13 protein-coding genes are annotated in these 14249 nt (G+C 71.3%); 4 read left to right on the forward strand and 9 right to left on the reverse strand.

The window, feature by feature from the left end; genetic code table 11:
* Positions 1-34 precede the first annotated feature (34 nt).
* The 7 genes from ACFV0Q_RS26505 to pgsA form a co-directional block, all read right to left on the reverse strand.
* A complete protein-coding gene (locus ACFV0Q_RS26505; protein WP_385008865.1) occupies positions 35-787 on the reverse strand; it encodes a YebC/PmpR family DNA-binding transcriptional regulator in 753 nt (250 codons plus the stop codon).
* A gap of 57 nt (positions 788-844) precedes the next feature.
* A complete protein-coding gene (gene pdxT / locus ACFV0Q_RS26510; protein WP_385008866.1) occupies positions 845-1438 on the reverse strand; it encodes a pyridoxal 5'-phosphate synthase glutaminase subunit PdxT in 594 nt (197 codons plus the stop codon).
* A 6-nt stretch (positions 1439-1444) separates the two neighbouring features.
* Positions 1445-2362, reverse strand: a complete 918-nt coding sequence (gene pdxS / locus ACFV0Q_RS26515) for a pyridoxal 5'-phosphate synthase lyase subunit PdxS (protein ID WP_266837977.1) — start codon at positions 2360-2362, stop codon at positions 1445-1447.
* Positions 2363-2498: 136 nt separating this feature from the next.
* Positions 2499-3041, reverse strand: coding sequence for a hypothetical protein (locus tag ACFV0Q_RS26520; RefSeq protein WP_385008867.1), 543 nt, complete (start codon positions 3039-3041; stop codon positions 2499-2501).
* Between the two features lie 203 nt (positions 3042-3244).
* A complete protein-coding gene (locus ACFV0Q_RS26525) occupies positions 3245-4408 on the reverse strand; it encodes a glycosyltransferase family 4 protein (protein ID WP_385008868.1) in 1164 nt (387 codons plus the stop codon).
* Positions 4408-5310 carry a phosphatidylinositol mannoside acyltransferase gene (locus tag ACFV0Q_RS26530; protein ID WP_385008869.1) on the reverse strand — a complete coding sequence of 301 codons (903 nt, stop codon included), beginning with the start codon at positions 5308-5310 and terminating at the stop codon, positions 4408-4410. Before ACFV0Q_RS26530 ends, ACFV0Q_RS26525 begins: the two co-directional genes overlap by 1 nt.
* Positions 5310-5975, reverse strand: a complete 666-nt coding sequence (gene pgsA / locus ACFV0Q_RS26535; RefSeq protein ID WP_385008870.1) for a phosphatidylinositol phosphate synthase — start codon at positions 5973-5975, stop codon at positions 5310-5312. Before pgsA ends, ACFV0Q_RS26530 begins: the two co-directional genes overlap by 1 nt.
* A gap of 242 nt (positions 5976-6217) precedes the next feature.
* Between pgsA and ACFV0Q_RS26540 the strand changes: the two genes are divergently transcribed.
* The 3 genes from ACFV0Q_RS26540 (at position 6218) to ACFV0Q_RS26550 (ending at position 10829) form a co-directional block, all read left to right on the forward strand.
* The gene (locus ACFV0Q_RS26540; RefSeq protein ID WP_385008871.1) at positions 6218-8422 is read left to right on the forward strand and encodes an elongation factor G-like protein EF-G2; all 2205 of its coding nucleotides are present in this window, start codon (positions 6218-6220) and stop codon (positions 8420-8422) included.
* Positions 8423-8640: 218 nt separating this feature from the next.
* Positions 8641-10335 (forward strand): hypothetical protein, encoded by a 1695-nt coding sequence (locus ACFV0Q_RS26545; protein WP_385008876.1) that lies wholly within the window; start codon positions 8641-8643, stop codon positions 10333-10335.
* Between the two features lie 59 nt (positions 10336-10394).
* Complete coding sequence (locus tag ACFV0Q_RS26550; RefSeq protein ID WP_385008872.1) at positions 10395-10829, forward strand: DUF1992 domain-containing protein; 435 nt, start codon at positions 10395-10397, stop codon at positions 10827-10829.
* Here the strand turns inward: ACFV0Q_RS26550 and ACFV0Q_RS26555 are convergent.
* Both ACFV0Q_RS26555 and thrS read right to left on the reverse strand, forming a co-directional pair.
* The gene (locus ACFV0Q_RS26555) at positions 10826-11386 is read right to left on the reverse strand and encodes an HIT family protein (protein WP_385008873.1); all 561 of its coding nucleotides are present in this window, start codon (positions 11384-11386) and stop codon (positions 10826-10828) included. The genes ACFV0Q_RS26550 and ACFV0Q_RS26555 overlap by 4 nt on opposite strands.
* A gap of 144 nt (positions 11387-11530) precedes the next feature.
* The gene (gene thrS / locus ACFV0Q_RS26560) at positions 11531-13507 is read right to left on the reverse strand and encodes a threonine--tRNA ligase (RefSeq protein ID WP_385008874.1); all 1977 of its coding nucleotides are present in this window, start codon (positions 13505-13507) and stop codon (positions 11531-11533) included.
* A 229-nt stretch (positions 13508-13736) separates the two neighbouring features.
* On the opposite strand from thrS, the gene ACFV0Q_RS26565 reads away from it, so the two are divergent.
* Entirely contained in the window at positions 13737-14222 is a 486-nt protein-coding gene (locus ACFV0Q_RS26565; protein ID WP_385008875.1) for a GNAT family N-acetyltransferase, read from the forward strand.
* The last annotated feature ends 27 nt before the right edge of the window (positions 14223-14249 follow it).

Raw genomic sequence — 14249 nt, forward strand, 5'->3', positions numbered from 1 at the left:
GGGTGTGTCCCCGTCGGCCCGCTGCGAGACGCACTCAGGCGTCGACCTTCTCCATGACCTCGTCCGAGACGTCGAAGTTGGCGAAGACGTTCTGCACGTCGTCGCTGTCCTCCAGCGCGTCGATCAGCTTGAAGATCTTGCGCGCGCCCTCTTCGTCCAGCTCGACCTGCATGGTCGGCAGGAAGTTGGAGTCGGCGGAGTCGTAGTCGATGCCCGCCTCCTGGAGCGCGGTGCGGACCGCGACCATGTCGGTGGCCTCGCTGATGATCTCGAAGCTGTCGCCGAGGTCGTTGACCTCTTCGGCACCGGCCTCGAGCACCGTCTCCAGGACGTCGTCCTCGGAGAGCTCGCCCTTGGGCAGGAGCACGACGCCCTTGCGGTTGAACAGGTACGAGACCGAGCCCGGGTCGGCCATCGAACCGCCGTTGCGGGTCATGGCGACGCGCACGTCGGACGCGGCACGGTTGCGGTTGTCGGTGAGGCACTCGATGAGCACCGCGACACCGTTGGGACCGTAGCCTTCGTACATGATCGTCTCGTAGTCGGCGCCGCCGGCCTCGAGACCGCCGCCGCGCTTGACCGCGGAGTCGATGTTCTTGTTCGGGACCGAGCTCTTCTTGGCCTTCTGGATGGCGTCGAAGAGCGTCGGGTTGCCATCGATGTCGGCGCCGCCCATACGGGCCGCGACCTCGATGTTCTTGATCAGCTTCGCGAAGAGCTTGCCGCGCTTGGCGTCAACCACGGCCTTCTTGTGCTTCGTCGTAGCCCATTTAGAGTGGCCGGACATCTGCCTGTCTCCTTCGCGTCACCAACAGTGTTCGCCAACGATCCTACCGGGACCTGATTACAGCCCCGCGCGCACCATGTCGACGAAGTACGCGTGGACGCGGTCGTCGCCGGTGAGCTCGGGGTGGAACGAGGTCGCGAGGACGTTGCCCTGGCGTACGGCGACGGTGTGGCCGTCGTACGTGGCGAGCACCTCGGCGGACGCACCGACGGACTCGACCCAGGGGGCGCGGATGAAGACGCCCTCGACCGGTCCGCCGGCTATGCCCGCGAACTCGATCTTCGCCTCGAAGGACTCGTTCTGACGGCCGAAGGCGTTGCGGCGCACGATCATGTCGATGCCGCCGAGCGTCTCCTGGTCGTCACGGCCGTCGAGCAGCTTGTCGGCGAGCATGATCATGCCGGCGCAGGTGCCGTAGACCGGCATGCCGGCCCGGACGCGCTCGCGCAGCGGCTCCAGCATGCCGAACAGCACGGCGAGCTTCGACATGGTCGTCGACTCGCCGCCGGGGATCACCAGGGCGTCGACCTCGGCGAGCTCCTCGGGACGCCGGACCGGCCTGGCCACGGCGTCCGCCGCGGCCAGGGCGATCAGGTGCTCCCGTACGTCGCCCTGGAGGGCCAGGACACCGACCACGGGGGTGTTCGTCATGTCGGACTACCAGCCGCGGTTGGCGTAGCGCTCGGCCTCGGGGAGGGTGTCGCAGTTGATGCCGACCATGGCCTCGCCCAGGTTGCGGGAGGCGTCCGCGATGATCTTCGGGTCGTCGTAGAAGGTGGTGGCCTTCACGATGGCGGCGGCGCGCTTGGCCGGGTCGCCGGACTTGAAGATGCCGGAGCCGACGAAGACGCCCTCGGCGCCGAGCTGGCGCATGAGCGCGGCGTCGGCGGGGGTGGCGACGCCACCGGCGGAGAACAGCACGACCGGGAGCTTGCCGAGCTCGGCGACTTCCTTGACCAGCTCGTACGGGGCGCGCAGCTCCTTGGCGGCGGCGAACAGCTCGTTGTTGTCGTAGCCGCGCAGGCGGGCGATCTCGTTCTTGATCTGGCGCAGGTGGCGGACGGCCTCGACGACGTTGCCGGTGCCGGCCTCGCCCTTGGAGCGGATCATGGCCGCGCCCTCGGCGATGCGGCGCAGGGCCTCGCCCAGGTTGGTGGCGCCACAGACGAAGGGGGTGGTGAAGGCCCACTTGTCGGAGTGGTTGACCTCGTCGGCCGGGGTCAGGACCTCGGACTCGTCGATGTAGTCGACGCCGAGGGACTGCAGGACCTGGGCCTCGACGAAGTGGCCGATGCGGGACTTGGCCATGACCGGGATCGAGACGGCCTCGATGATCTCTTCGATCATGTTGGGGTCGGACATGCGGGCCACGCCGCCGTCCTTGCGGATGTCCGCGGGGACCCGCTCCAGGGCCATGACGGCCACGGCGCCGGCGTCCTCGGCGATCTTCGCCTGCTCGGCGTTGACCACGTCCATGATCACGCCGCCCTTGAGCTGCTCGGCCATGCCCCGCTTGACGCGGGAGGTGCCGATGGCCGACTCAGCGGACTGGGAAGAGGTGGGAAGCGTGCTCACGGGTTGACCTCACTCGAAAGGAAGACGGGTGCTACTGGGCTGAGAAAACCCCACGGACCAGTCCACTGCAAGGGCCAATGTGGAGCCGGTGGCCCCTGGACTTGTCCCCCGCGGCCCTGGGCAGGCCGCCGGACGCCTACGCGGGGCGGTCCGCCAGGTCCACCGGAGGCTCGTCGTCCATCTCGAATGCGAGGGGGAAGGGGGCGTGTCCGGCCAGTCTGAACCAGCGGACCTTGCGGTGGCGGCGCAGCGCGCGGGCGGCCCGTACCGCGTCGTTGAGGAACCGCCGCGCCATCGGCACCCGGCGCACCGCCGCCGCCAGCTCCTCGGTGGCCGCCTCGCCCCCGGGGGCCGCCTTCAGCACCTCGACCTGGTCGGCGTCGGCGAACACCGCGCGCAGGGCCTGGCTGAGCTCGCTCTCGGCGACCTCCCGGTTCTCCTCCTCGGCCTGCCGGGCCGCGTGGGCGGCCTCGTACAGCACGAGCGAGGAGGCGGGGTCGAGGGCGCCCGAGGTGGCCACCTCCAGCACCACGGAGGCCCGCCTCACGAGCTGTGCGTCGAGGGCGGCGCGGGCGGCGTCCATCCGCGTGTGCAGCCGGTCCAGCCGCCCGGCGGTCCAGCTGAGGTAGACCCCGATGACGCCGAGCGCCGCCGCGATCCAGACAAGGTTTTCGATCACGGGCGGCGACACTACCCGCTGGGGGGTGTCTTGCCGACCGGGCTGGATCAGGGAGCGGGGTCTGGTGCGTGCGATGGCACGGCCGGGGAGGGAGTCGACGCGGAGCGTCGGCGACCGACGAGAACGCCGCCAGCGCGCGTGCCAGACCCCGCGAGCCCAGCCCGGTCGGCAAGACACCCCCTACGGCGGGCAGTGCGCTGCGCTCAGGCGTCCCGCGAGAAGCCGAGGCGGGTGCGGAGCGGGACGCGCTCGTCGGTGGCCACCGCGGCGGCCCCGTCGGTGACCGTCTCGTAGACGGCCAGGATGTCCGCGCCGACCGTCGACCAGTCGAAGCGGCGTACGTGCGCCGAGCCGCGGGCGCTCAGTTCCGCGCGCCGGTCCGGATCGCGGAGCAGGGCGACGGCGGCCGCCGCGAGGGAGCCGGCGTCCTCGTTGGCGAAGAGCTCCCCCGCCGCGCCCCGGTCCAGGACCTGGGCGAAGGCGTCGAGGTCCGAGGCCAGTACGGCCGCCCCGGCGGACAGGGCCTCGACCAGGATGATCCCGAAGCTCTCGCCGCCGGTGTTGGGGGCGACGTAGACGTCCACGCTGCGCAGCAGGCGCGCCTTGTCCTCGTCGGAGACCATGCCGAGGAACTCCACCCGGGAGCGCAGCTCGGCGGGCAGCGAGGCCACGGCCTCCTCCTCGTCGCCGCGGCCGGCCACGAGGAGGCGTACGTCCGGGCACTCCTCGACGATCTTCGGGAAGGCGGCCATGAGCACCGGCAGGCCCTTGCGGGGTTCGTCGATGCGGCCGATGAAGCCGAGGGTCTGCCCGCCCCACTCGGGCTTGGGCTCGGCCCGGGCGAAGAAGTCGACGTCGACGCCGTTGGGGATGACCACGGCGTCCCCGCCGAGGTGTTCCACCAGCGTGCGCCGGGCGTACTCGCTCACCGCGATCCGCGCGCTGATCTTCTCCAGCGCCGGCTGGAGGATCGGGTACGCGGCGATCATCGCGCGCGAGCGGGGGTTCGAGGTGTGGAAGGTCGCCACGATCGGGCCCTGTGCCGCCCAGCAGGACAGCAGGCCCAGGGAGGGCGAGGCCGGTTCGTGGATGTGGATCACGTCGAAGACCCCGTCGTGCAGCCACCGCCGTACCCGGGCCGCCGAGAGGAAGCCGAAGTTCAGCCGGGCGACCGACCCGTTGTAGGGCACCGGCACCGCCCGTCCCGCCGAGACCACGTAGGGGGGCAGCGGGGTCTCGTCGTCGGCCGGGGCCAGGACCGAGACCTCGTGGCCCAGGCGGATCAGGTGCTCCGCCAGGTCACGGATGTGGAACTGGACGCCGCCCGGCACGTCCCACGAGTACGGGCACACGATGCCGATCTTCACTACGGGCGCTCCTCCAGGTCGTCGAGCCACAGGCGCTGCAGCATGTGCCAGTCCTGCGGGTGCTTCGCGATCCCCCACGCGAAGGCGTCGGCCACCGCCTGGGTCATGGCGGCGGTCTTCTCGACCCGCGTCCCGGCCTCCGGCACCTCCACCTCGGGGTGGATCCGGCCACACATCTTCGGGGAGTCCCCGTAGTGCAGGGTGGCCGGGAGCAGCACCGCCCCCGTCTGCTGGGCCAGCAGCGCGGGCCCGGCCGGCATGCGCGTCTTCGCGCCGAAGAAGTCCACCTCCACCCCGGAGGCGGACAGGTCCCGGTCCGCGACCAGGCAGACCAGGCCGCCGGAGCGGAGCCGGCGGGCGAGGGTGCCGAAGGCGGCGCCGCCGCTGTGCGGCAGCACCTCCATGCCCAGGCTCTCCCGGTAGGCCACGAAGCGGTCGTAGAGCGACTCGGGCTTGAGCCGCTCGGCGACCGTGGTGAACGGGACCCCGATGTGGCCGATGGCCCAGGCCCCGGCGAGGTCCCAGTTGGCGAGGTGCGGCAGGGCCACGATGACCCCGCGCCCGGTGGCGAGCGCCTCGCGCAGCAGGTGCTCGTCCTGAAACTCGACGTCCGTGCTGAACCGCTTCGGGTCCATGGTGGGCAGCCGGAAGGATTCCATCCAGTAGCGCATGTACGAGCGCATGCCCGCGTGCGAGAGCTCCCGCAGCCGTTCGGGGCCCGCGTCCGGCACCACCCGTGCCAGGTTCGACTCCAGCCGCAGCACGCTCTTGCCGCGCCGCTTCCAGACCACGTCGGCGATCTTCCGGCCGAGGGCCACGGCCGCCGGTTCGGGGAGCTTCTTGACCCCGGCCCAGCCGAGCCCGTACAGGCCGTCGACCAGCTTGTCCCGTGCCGATCCCATCAGGCCGTACCGCCCTCGGACGCGGCGGCCGCCGCATCGGCCTCGGCCGCCTCGCGGCGTACGGTGACCACGCGCTGGATCAGGGTGACGAGCGAGCCGCCCGCCACGACCCACAGCGCGATCGGCAGCAGCACGCCGATCCACGAGGGGACGCCGAAGGTCTGCAGCCCGGACAGGCCGGCCGCGACCAGGGAGATCACCAGGCGTTCGGCGCGTTCGATGAGCCCGTTGACGGCGACCGGCAGGCCGATCGATTCGCCGCGGGCCTTGGTGTACGAGACCACCTGGCCGCTGGCCAGGCAGAAGATCGCCACCGCGCACAGCACGTTGTCGTTCCCGGTGCCCGCGTACCAGAGCGCGAGGCCGCCGAAGATCGCCGCGTCGGCCACCCGGTCGAGCGTCGAGTCGAGGAACGCGCCCCACCGGCTGGAGGTTCCGGCCTGGCGGGCCATGTTGCCGTCCACCAGGTCGGAGAAGACGAAGAGGGTGATGGTGATCGTGCCCCAGAAGAACTCGCCCCTGGGGAAGAAGACCAGCGCTCCGGCCACCACTCCGGCGGTGCCGATGAGGGTGACCGCGTCCGGGCTCACCCCCCGACGGAGGAGAAACGCGGCGAACGGCGTGAGAACACGCGTGAAGAATGCACGCGCGTACTTGTTCAGCATGGCCTTCCCGGAGGGTCGCTGGGCCGCACGGCCACCACGGCCACCGGCTGGCCCATCGTAGCCAGCGCCCCGGGCCCGTCACGCCGCGCACCCACCGGTTCGCCCCGCGCAATCCCCGCGCCGGACCACCGTCACGCTCCGGACAGTCGCCGGTACGACGTATGGACGCAGTGTGACACCGGTGCAAAGCTCGAAGAACGCCGATCACCCTCCTCACCGCGACACCAGGAGGCACGAGCATCATGGGAGCCACATCACACCAATCCGGAGCCGCCGGCAGGGCACTGACGGCCGACCGCCCCTCGTCCGTACGGAACGTCGTGCTGGTCGGCCACAGCGGCGCCGGCAAGACCACCCTCGTCGAGGCCCTCGCGCTGACCGCGGGGGCCGTGAACCGGGCCGGCCGGGTCGAGGACGGCACCGCCGTCTCGGACTACGACGAGATCGAGCACCGCCGCCAGCGCTCCGTCCAGCTGTCCCTGGTCCCCGTCGAATGGGCCGGAATCAAGATCAACATCCTGGACACCCCCGGATACGCCGACTTCGTCGGGGAGCTCCGGGCCGGTCTGCGCGCGGCCGACGCGGCCCTCTTCGTCGTCTCCGCCTCCGACGGGATCGACGGCGCCACCCGCATGGTCTGGGAGGAGTGCGAGGCCGTCGGCATGCCCCGCGCCATCGTCGTCACCCATGTGGAGGCAGCCCGGGCCGACTATTCCGAGATGACCGCCGTCTGTGGCGAGGCCTTCGGCGCCGAGGACCCCGACGCCGTCGTCCCGCTGTACCTGCCGCTCCACGGAACCCGCGGACCCGACGGCCACGCCCCCGTCACCGGTCTGATCGGCCTGCTGTCCCGGCGCGTCCACGACTACTCCTCCGGGGAACGCGCCGAACGCGATCCGGACCCCGCCGAGCTGGCCCTGATCGACGGCGCCCGCTCCCGGCTGATCGAGGGGATCATCGCCGAGAGCGAGGACGAGAGCCTCATGGACCGCTACCTCGGCGGCGAGGACATCGACGTCAAGACCCTGGTCGACGACCTGGAGCGGGCGGTCGCCCGGGGCACCTTCCACCCCGTCCTGATGGCCGCTCCCGCCGCCGAAGGCGCCCGCCAGGGCCTGGGCACGGTCGAACTCCTCGAACTGATCACCGGCGGCTTCCCCACCCCCGAGGAACGCGCGCCCGTCACCGTCACCTCCCCCGACGGCTCCCCGCGCCCCGCCGTCACCTGCGATCCGGCGGGCCCGCTCGTCGCCGAGGTCGTCAAGACCTCCTCCGACCCCTACGTCGGGCGCGTCTCCCTGGTCCGCGTGTTCTCCGGCACCCTGCGTCCCGAGGAGACCGTGCACGTCAGCGGGCACGGGCTGGCCGACCGCGGCCACGAGGACCACGATGTCGACGAACGCATCGGCACCCTCACCTCCCCCTTCGGAAAACAGCAGCGCACGCTGGGCACCTGCATCGCGGGCGACCTCGCCTGCGTCGCCAAGCTCACCCGCGCCGAGACCGGCGACACCCTCTCCGCCAAGGACTCCCCCCTCCTCATGGAGCCCTGGCCGATGCCCGAGCCGCTGCTCCCCCTCGCCATCGAGGCCCACAGCAAGGCCGACGAGGACAAGCTCTCCCAGGGCCTGGCCCGGCTCGTCGCCGAGGACCCGACGATGCGGCTGGAGCAGAACCCGCACACCCACCAGCTCGTCCTGTGGTCGCTCGGCGAGGCCCACCAGGACCTCGCCCTGGAGCGGCTGCGGACCCGCTACGGAGTCCAGGTCGACCCCGTCGCGCACAAGGTCAGCCTGCGCGAGACCTTCGGCGCCAAGGCCACCGGCCGCGGCCGGCACGTCAAACAGTCCGGCGGCCACGGCCAGTACGCCATCTGCGAGATCGAGGTCGAACCGCTCCCGCCCGGCAGCGGCATCGAGTTCGTCGACAAGGTCGTCGGCGGCGCCGTGCCCCGCCAGTTCATCCCGTCCGTGGAGAAGGGCGTACGGGCCCAGGCCGCCCGGGGCCTCGCGGCCGGCTATCCGCTGGTCGACGTACGGATCATCCTGCGCGACGGCAAGGCGCACTCGGTGGACTCCTCCGACGCCGCCTTCCAGACCGCCGGCGCCCTCGCCCTGCGCGAGGCCGCCGCCGACACCCCGATCCACCTGCTGGAACCCGTCGCGGAACTCGACGTGCTGATCCCCGACAGCTACGTCGGCGCCGTCATGAGCGACCTCGCGGGCCGCCGGGGCCGCGTCGTCGGCACCGAACAGGCCGGCTCCGGCCGGACCCGGGTGCGCGCCGAGATCCCCGAGATCGAGATCGGCCGGTACGCCGTGGAGCTGCGCTCCGTCTCCCACGGCACGGGCCGCTTCAGCCGCGCCTACGCCCGCCACGAACCGATGCCCGCCCACCTCGCGGACAAGGTGCGCGAACAGGCAGAGAAGGGAAGCCCGCTGACATAACGTCACGGCCGCCGCCCACCCAACCAGCTTGCGGTGGGCGGCATTTCCCTGTCCCATGACCATGGGGCGGCGTACGCCGATAGGCTTTTCGGCGCGGCGGACGGCACAAGCGGGCACAACAGGTACAGCGGCACGACAGGTACAGCGGCACGACCCGCACGGCGGCACGGCACGCACAGCGGATTCCGCGGCACGGCAAAGAGCACAGTGGCACGGTGATGGGGGCAACGGTGGCGGACGACGGTTTCGACTTCAGGCCCGGGGCACAGATTCCCCTGCAGGGGGGCGGCGGACAGACCGCCGCGACCAACGCGCTCGCCTCCGCCGCGTACCGCGACGGCGGCAAGGACACCGCGCTGTCCTCGATACTCGGGGCCAACAGCGAGAACCACCCGGCCTCGGTCAAGGCCCCCAAGATCTCCCTGTTCGAGCCCAACCTCGGCGAGGCCTTCTGCCGCGCCGTCGAGGCCCGCACCCTGGCCCCCGGCCGCAAGCCGCTCATCCAGTCCTTCGGCGCCGACCCGCAGACCGTCGTGGAGCACTGCCTGTCGGCCTCCCGCATCCGCAAGGAACGCGACCGCAAGCTGCGCCTGATCATGCTGGTCTGCGGGGTCGTGTTCCTGCCCGGCCTGCTGCTCTGGCTGGGCCTCTTCCAGCTGCGCAAGACCCTGGCCAAGGGCGGGGCCAAGAAGAGCACCTGGATCGGGACCGCCCTCCTGGTGGGCGTCGTCCTCGTGGCGGCGGTGCTGCTCTACCGGCTCGTCTACCGGGCACCGGGCAGCGGCGTCCTGGAGCTGTACCTGTTCGGCTCGCTCGCCGCCCCCGCGCTGGGCTGGTTCCTGGCCCGCCGGATCTGCGAGAACACCGCCGCCGACATGCGCTCCCGCTGGGACGGCCTGCTCGGGGGCGGCGGACTCGTCACCGTCAAGATCCCCGACGCCGTCCCCGGCAACCCCGACGAGAAGGCCCGCGAGGACCTGCGCCACCAGCTGGCGAAGCTGACCGCCGAGAATCGCAGCAACTCCGTCTTCTACGCCGGCCCCAAGGGCATCCTCGGCATGGGCACCCGCTGGGGCAGCTGGCAGATGGCCGAGGAGCTGGCCCCGAAGACCGACGGCATGGAGATCCACCCCTTCCGCAGCTGGGACGTCATACGCGCGATCGACACCCAGCTGCGCAAGCTGGAGCGCGGTCCCCTGCACACCGGCGGCTTCCCGCCCGCCTCGATCCAGCACTGGATCGTCACCCCCGTCGGCGAGGGCGCCGGCGAGGTCGCCCGGCCCGCCGGGGAGGACGTGGACACCTTCCTGGTCAAGCCGCACGAGATCACCCGGATCTGCAACGAGCAGCAGTTCAGCGCGGGGAACCGGCACTACCTGGGCATCCAGTACCCCCTCTGGGACGGCCAGCTCGTCATCACCATGCTGGTCACGGTGACCGTGCTGTACAAGACCCTGCGCATCGACGTCACGGCCCACGCCCTCGGCCCGGTGCACGGCCTGTTCACCACGAAGTCCAAGGCCCCGGTGGTGGAGGTCCCCAAGTCCCTCCGCTTCTGGGAGACCGTGGAGCGCCCGCTGCCCCTGGTCGACGCGAGCGAGGTCGTACGCCTCGCCGTGCGCGCCCCCCTGACCTGGTACCCGCCGCTGCTGGAGTACTTCGGCGGCAAGCTGGTCCTGCCCGAGCCCTTCGGCCTGCGGCACGTCTGGGCGGGCTCCATGTGGCGCCACCGCTTCATGGCGGACGACGCGCTGCGCACGGTGGCCCCCGTCCTGCGCTCCGTACACGCCGCGGCGTTCAAGGTGCTGGAGGAGAACGGCGTGGACACCGACCGCTTCACCAACCGCTCCTCGATCATGAGCGGCATCGTCCAGGAACCGGCCCCGCGCAAGGCGGACCTCTACGACGCGTAGCCCGCGTGGGTACGCTGGATCGTGGGGGCAGGGGGCCGCGAGCCGAGGAGGCACCGACCGTGACCGAGCGCAAGCCGCCGGGCGTCAGCTTCGAGTCGTTCGTGGACCGGCAGATCCGCGAGGCCGCCGACCGCGGCGAGTTCGAGAAGCTGCCGGGCTGGGGCAAGCCGCTGGCCTCGATGGACGCGCCCTACGACGCGTTGTGGTGGGTGAAGCAGAAGCTGCACCGCGAGGGCTTCTCCCCGCTGCCGCCGTCGCTCGCGCTGCGCAAGGAGGCCGAGGACGCCCTGGAGACGGTCCGGGAGGCCCGTACCGAACGACAGGTACGGGCCGTCCTCACCGGGGTCAACGAGAAGATCCGCGCGGCCCTGCGCATGCCCCCGCAGGGCCCGCCCCTGAACCTCGCCGAGTTCGACGTCGAGGCCGCGGTCGCCGACTGGCGCGCGGCCCGCGAAGCGGCCGACGGGGCGGCGGACGGGCGGCCGTCGGACTAGTCGACGGGCCAGGCGTCCGCGAGCATCTGGCGGGTGTCCGCGAGGAGTTGCGGAAGCACCTTGGTGTGGCCGACGACCGGCATGAAGTTCGTGTCCCCGCCCCAGCGGGGCACGATGTGCTGGTGCAGGTGCGCGGCGATGCCCGCGCCGGCGGCCACGCCCTGGTTCATGCCGATGTTGAACCCGTGCGCCCCGGACGCCTTGCGCAGCGCGACCATGGCCCGCTTGGTGAGGTCGGCCAGCTCGGCCGTCTCCGGACCGTCGAGCTCGGTGTAGTCGGCCACGTGCCGGTACGGGACGACCATCAGGTGGCCGCCGTTGTACGGGTAGAGGTTGAGCACGGCGTAGACGTGCTTGCCCCGGGCCACGATCAGGCCGTCCTGGTCGGACATCTCCGGAATCCCGCAGAAGGGACAGCCGTCCCCGGCCTCCGGGCCGGTCGGCTTGTTCTCCCCCTGGATGTAGGCCATCCGGTGGGGCGTCCACAGACGCTGGAACGCGTCCTGCGTGCCCACACCGATCTGCTGCTCCGGCTCAATCGTCATAGGACGCAGCATATGACCTCGCCCGGACGAACGAAGAAGGCCCCCGGAAAGTGATCCCTTTCCGGGGGCCGAGCCCCGCAGCGGCGGGGAGCCGGTCGTGGGCAGGTGCGGCCCACGGCAGAGGTCGGGATCACCCCCGCCACGGCGGGGAGCAGGTCAGACCTGCACGCGACGCTCCACCACATCAACGAGCTTCGCCAGCGCCTGGTCACGCGGGACGCCGTTCTCCTGCGAACCGTCGCGGTAGCGGAAGGAGACGGTGCCCGCGGCCATGTCCTCGTCACCGACGATGATCATGAACGGGACCTTGAGCTTCTGGTGGTTGCGGATCTTCTTCTGCATGCGGTCGGAGGAGGCGTCCACCTCGACCCGCAGACCCATCTTCTTCGCCTCGGCGGCGAACTCCTGCAGGTACTCCACGTGCCCGTCGCCGATCGGGATGCCGACGGCCTGGACCGGGGCCAGCCACGGCGGCATGGCACCCGCGTAGTGCTCCAGCAGCACGGCGAAGAACCGCTCGATCGAGCCGAACAGCGCGCGGTGGATCATGACCGGGCGCTGGCGGGAGCCGTCCGGGGCGGTGTACTCCAGGTTGAACCGCTCCGGCAGGTTGAAGTCGAGCTGGACGGTCGACATCTGCCAGGTGCGGCCGATGGCGTCCCGCGCCTGCACCGAGATCTTCGGGCCGTAGAAGGCCGCGCCGCCCGGGTCGGGGGTCAGCGGGAGGCCCTGCTTCTCGGCGACCTGCTGGAGGACGGCGGTGGCCTCCTCCCACACCTCGTCCGAGCCGACGAACTTCTCCGGGTCCTTGGTCGAGAGCTCCAGGTAGAAGTCGGTCAGACCGTAGTCGCGGAGCAGGTTCAGCACGAAGGTGAGCGTGCGGTCGAGCTCCTCCGCCATCTGCTCACGGGTGCAGTAGATGTGCGCGTCGTCCTGGGTGAAGCCCCGGGCGCGGGTCAGGCCGTGCACGACGCCCGACTTCTCGTACCGGTACACGGTGCCGAACTCGAAGAGGCGCAGCGGCAGTTCGCGGTAGGAGCGGCCGCGCGCGTCGAAGATCAGGTTGTGCATCGGGCAGTTCATGGGCTTGAGGTAGTAGTCGGTACCACCGTCGAGCTGCATGGGGGGGTACATGCCCTCCGCGTACCAGTCCAGGTGGCCGCTCTTCTCGAAGAGGGCGCCCTTGGTGGCGTGCGGGGAGTAGACGAACTCGTAGCCCTCTTCCTCGTGCCGGCGGCGCGAGTAGTCCTCCATGGTCCGGCGGATGATGCCGCCGCGCGGGTGGAAGACGGCGAGGCCGGAGCCGATCTCGTCCGGGACGGAGAAGAGGTCCAGCTCGTTGCCGAGCTTGCGGTGGTCGCGCTTCTCGGCCTCGGCGAGGAAGTCGAGGTGGGCCTTCAGCTCCTCCTTCGACGGCCACGCGGTGCCGTAGATGCGCTGGAGCATCGGGTTCTTCTCGCTGCCGCGCCAATAGGCGGCCGCGTTGCGCATCAGCTTGAACGCCGGGATGTTGCGGGTGGTGGGCAGGTGGGGACCCCGGCAGAGGTCTCGCCAGCACAGCTCACCGGTCTTCGCGTCCAGGTTGTCGTAGATGGTCAGCTCGCCGCCGCCCACCTCGACGTTCGCGCCGTCGTCGGTCGAGGCCGAGCCCTTGATGCCGATGAGCTCCAGCTTGTACGGCTCGTCGGCGAGCTCCTCGCGGGCCGCCTCGTCGGAGACCACGCGGCGGGCGAACTTCTGCCCGCGCTTCTGGATCTCCTGCATCTTCTTCTCGATGACCTTGAGGTCCTCGGGGGTGAAGGGCTTGGCGACGTCGAAGTCGTAGTAGAAGCCGTCCCGGACCGGCGGGCCGATGCCCAGCTTGGCCTCGGGGAACAGCTCCTGCACGGCCTGGGCCATGACGTGCGCGGTCGAGTGGCGCAGGATGTTCAGGCCGTCCTCGGAGGAGATCTCCACCGGCTCGACGGTCTCGCCGTCCTTCACCTCGTACGCGAGGTCCTTCAGCTCACCCGCGATGCGCGCGGCGACGATGGTGCGCTCGCCGGCGAAGAGCTCCGCCGCCGTAGTGCCCGTGGCCACCACGCGCTCGTCCCGCTCGGAATCGCGTTGGATGATCACACGGACGTCTGACACCGGTCTCTCCTGACTCAGGGGGTGCGCGAGCGAACACTGCGCGCCTGAATCGTACCGAGCGGAGCGGCTGCGCCGCTAAACGGTTACCCAGGGGGCCGCCCCGGGGCGCGAAGTGCGGCGCCGCTGCTGGGGCTCCGCCCCAGACCCCGCGCCTCAAACGCCGGCGGGGCTGGGTTTGGCTTCGCCGGTAGCGTGAGCCGGGACACCGACTCCCCCGGAGGGACCCCGCATGCCGAGCCCGCAGATCCGCCCGCTGGACCTGGGCGACGATGCCACCGCGGCCGCCGTGCACCGGATCGGCCGGGCCGCCTACGCGGTGGAGGCGGAGCTGATCGGCTTCGACGGCATCCCGGCGCTCCGCGAGAGCCTCCCGGACATGCGGGCGCGGGCGCTGCGGTGGCTGGGCGCGGTGACGCCGGACGGCGAGATCGCCGGGTTCCTGGCCTGGGAGGAGACGGCCGGGGGCCCGGTCTGCCTGGACCGGCTGTGCGTGGCCCCGGCCTGGTTCCGCCGGGGCATCGCCTCCCTGCTGCTGCGCCACGTACTGACGGAGGTCTTCCCGGACCGCGTGGTCGAGGTCACCACGGGCGCGGCGAACGCCCCGGCGGTGGCCCTGTACGAACGCCTCGGCTTCGTCCGCGGCGCGGACTTCTCCCCCGTCCCGGGTCTGACGATGGCTTCCTTCGAGCTGAACCCCAGCCCCTCCGGCGTTTGAGCGGGGTCCGGGGCGGAGCCCCGGCAG

Source organism: Streptomyces sp. NPDC059564, from assembly GCF_042735575.1.
GTDB lineage: Bacteria > Actinomycetota > Actinomycetes > Streptomycetales > Streptomycetaceae > Streptomyces.

Excerpts from the sequence above, each read along its gene's own strand:
- ACFV0Q_RS26505 (WP_385008865.1), bottom strand. The coding sequence starts at position 787 with ATGTCCGGCCACTCTAAATGGGCTACGACGAAGCACAAGAAGGCCGTG.
- pdxT (WP_385008866.1), bottom strand. The coding sequence starts at position 1,438 with ATGACGAACACCCCCGTGGTCGGTGTCCTGGCCCTCCAGGGCGACGTA.
- ACFV0Q_RS26530 (WP_385008869.1), bottom strand. The coding sequence starts at position 5,310 with ATGGGATCGGCACGGGACAAGCTGGTCGACGGCCTGTACGGGCTCGGC.
- pgsA (WP_385008870.1), bottom strand. The coding sequence starts at position 5,975 with ATGCTGAACAAGTACGCGCGTGCATTCTTCACGCGTGTTCTCACGCCG.
- ACFV0Q_RS26540 (WP_385008871.1), top strand. The coding sequence starts at position 6,218 with ATGGGAGCCACATCACACCAATCCGGAGCCGCCGGCAGGGCACTGACG.
- ACFV0Q_RS26545 (WP_385008876.1), top strand. The coding sequence starts at position 8,641 with ATGGGGGCAACGGTGGCGGACGACGGTTTCGACTTCAGGCCCGGGGCA.
- ACFV0Q_RS26555 (WP_385008873.1), bottom strand. The coding sequence starts at position 11,386 with ATGCTGCGTCCTATGACGATTGAGCCGGAGCAGCAGATCGGTGTGGGC.
- ACFV0Q_RS26565 (WP_385008875.1), top strand. The coding sequence starts at position 13,737 with ATGCCGAGCCCGCAGATCCGCCCGCTGGACCTGGGCGACGATGCCACC.